The following is a 1,919-nucleotide window of genomic DNA, read 5'->3' as shown; positions in this document are numbered from 1 at the left end:
CTCCTCTCGCGTCCCCTGGTGCTCGGTGCGCAGCGCGGCCAGCTCGGCCTGGGCCCGGCGGGCCTCCTCACCGCCGCCGGCCGCCCGGCGCCACATGAGCCACGCGCCCACCAGGGCACCCAGCACAAGTCCGAGGATGAGGGCGAGCAGCAGGCTGAGGATCTCCATGACCCCACCCTCGCAGGCCGCACGGACACGGTAGGCCGCGGCGCGCCGTCGTCGTGGTGGGCGGCTCAGCCGAAGAGCGGGTTGGGGCCGTTGGCCACGACCTGCGGGTCGCCGTCGACGCGGGCGGCGATGCCCGCCGCGGCCACACCGGGCAGATAGGGGAAGACCATGCGGGTCGAGGCCAGGGCGGCGGCGTCGAAGGCCTCCACCGCGACGGCCGGGCGGGGCCCGTCGGCCGTCTCGATCTCGCCGTCGAATACCGCCACCGCCCGCGTGGGGCGTGGGCTGATCTTCGCGACCGTGGCGGCCGCCTGCTCGGGCTCGAGGTCCGGGTGCTCCCACATGCCGCGCTGGCCGTCGGCGGTGACGGCGAGGATCGTGGGGGCGAACACGGGCTGCCGGCCGAGCGTGTCGAACACGTGCTCCACCGCGAGGCTGATCAGCGGCAGCAGCTCGCCGCCGGGAGGCGTGGGGGTCGGTCCGGTGGGCGTCGGGGTGCTCATGGGGCCGAGGCTACCGGCCCTGTCCGACGGCGCCCACCCGCGCCTAGCGTGAGCCCATGCAGCTCACCATCGCCCCCGGGGACATCACGGCCACGCACGCGGACGCCGTCGTCAACGCCGCCAACTCCACCCTGCTCGGCGGCGGAGGCGTGGACGGCGCCATCCATCGGCGCGGCGGTCCCGAGATCCTGGCCGAGTGCCGCCGCTTGCGCGAGACCGACCTGCCGGAGGGGCTGCCCGCCGGGCAGGCCGTGGCGACGACGGCGGGGCGCCTGCCCGCGCGCTGGGTCATCCACACCGTGGGCCCGGTGTGGGCCAAGACGATCGACAAGTCCGACACCCTCGCCTCGTGCTACCGCGAGTCCCTGAAGGTGGCGGCCGGGCTCGGCGCCCGGACGGTCGCGTTCCCGGCGATCTCCGCGGGGATCTACGGCTGGCCCATGGAGGACGCGGCGCGGATCGCCGTCGAGACCTGCCACGCGATGGCGGACGAGGTGGGCGGCACCGTGGACGAGGTGCTGTTCGTGCCGTACGGCGAGACGGCGGAGGCCGCGTTCCGGACCGTCCTGGACAGGGTTGAGCGGGACTGACTCAACTCCGTGGAATACCCCGTGGGGGGACGGCGTTGCACAGGACAGTCGCCGCTCAACCGGAGCGGCCCGCCCTGCATGAGGAGTGATCGACCATGGCTCGTCCCATTGATCCGTTCCGCGAGATGGAGCGCCTGATGACCGGCTTCGCCCGCACCTCCGGCGCCGCCTCCATGCCCATGAACCTCTACCGCGAGGGCGACGTGTTCGTCGCCGAGGTGGAGCTGCCGGGCGTGGACCCGAGCTCGATCGACGTGGACGTCGAGGAGCGCACGCTCACCGTCCGCGCCGAGCGCAAGGAGGCCCCCGCCGGGGAGGACCGTCGCTGGCTCACCAAGGAGCGTCCGGCCGGCACCTTCGCCCGCCAGCTCAACCTCGGCCAGGGCCTGGCCCTGGACAAGATCGAGGCCGACTACAGCGACGGCGTGCTGCTGCTGACCATCCCGGTGGCCGAGCAGGCCAAGCCGCGCAAGATCCAGGTCAAGCACACCGGCTCCGCCGCCCAGGTGGAGGGCGAGGCCGTAGAGGGTGAGGCCGTGGAGGGCTCCGCCGCCGAGGCCTCCGGCGAGTGATCGCCCTCTGACGGAGCCGTGGCCGGCGTGACCGGCGCGCGGCCCGTTCCCCCGAACGCAGATGCGGCGGGCCCCAGCGGGGGCCC

Annotated in this window: 3 protein-coding genes; 2 read left to right on the top strand and 1 reads right to left on the bottom strand. The window is 74.3% G+C overall.

Annotated features, from left to right (window positions below; all coding sequences use genetic code 11):
• Positions 1-233: 233 nt before the first annotated feature.
• Complete coding sequence (locus HMPREF3105_RS10725; RefSeq protein ID WP_044658983.1) at positions 234-671, bottom strand: hypothetical protein; 438 nt, start codon at positions 669-671, stop codon at positions 234-236.
• 56 nt (positions 672-727) lie between these two features.
• Here HMPREF3105_RS10725 and HMPREF3105_RS10720 point away from each other — a divergent pair, with 56 nt between their 5' ends.
• Both HMPREF3105_RS10720 and HMPREF3105_RS10715 read left to right on the top strand, forming a co-directional pair.
• Complete coding sequence (locus HMPREF3105_RS10720; protein WP_070709582.1) at positions 728-1,261, top strand: O-acetyl-ADP-ribose deacetylase; 534 nt, start codon at positions 728-730, stop codon at positions 1,259-1,261.
• Positions 1,262-1,356: 95 nt separating this feature from the next.
• Positions 1,357-1,833, top strand: a complete 477-nt coding sequence (locus HMPREF3105_RS10715) for an Hsp20/alpha crystallin family protein (protein ID WP_061867069.1) — start codon at positions 1,357-1,359, stop codon at positions 1,831-1,833.
• Positions 1,834-1,919: the final 86 nt, after the last annotated feature.

Origin of the sequence: Micrococcus sp. HMSC31B01, assembly GCF_001816085.1 — a bacterium.
GTDB classification, from domain to species: Bacteria; Actinomycetota; Actinomycetes; order Actinomycetales; family Micrococcaceae; genus Micrococcus; species Micrococcus luteus.
Note: the sequence above shows the minus strand (reverse complement) of the source record. Positions and strands in the feature narration are given on the sequence as shown.

Coding starts and splice junctions, on each gene's coding strand:
- HMPREF3105_RS10725 (WP_044658983.1), bottom strand. CDS start 671: ATGAGCACCCCGACGCCCACCGGACCGACCCCCACGCCTCCCGGCGGC.
- HMPREF3105_RS10720 (WP_070709582.1), top strand. CDS start 728: ATGCAGCTCACCATCGCCCCCGGGGACATCACGGCCACGCACGCGGAC.
- HMPREF3105_RS10715 (WP_061867069.1), top strand. CDS start 1,357: ATGGCTCGTCCCATTGATCCGTTCCGCGAGATGGAGCGCCTGATGACC.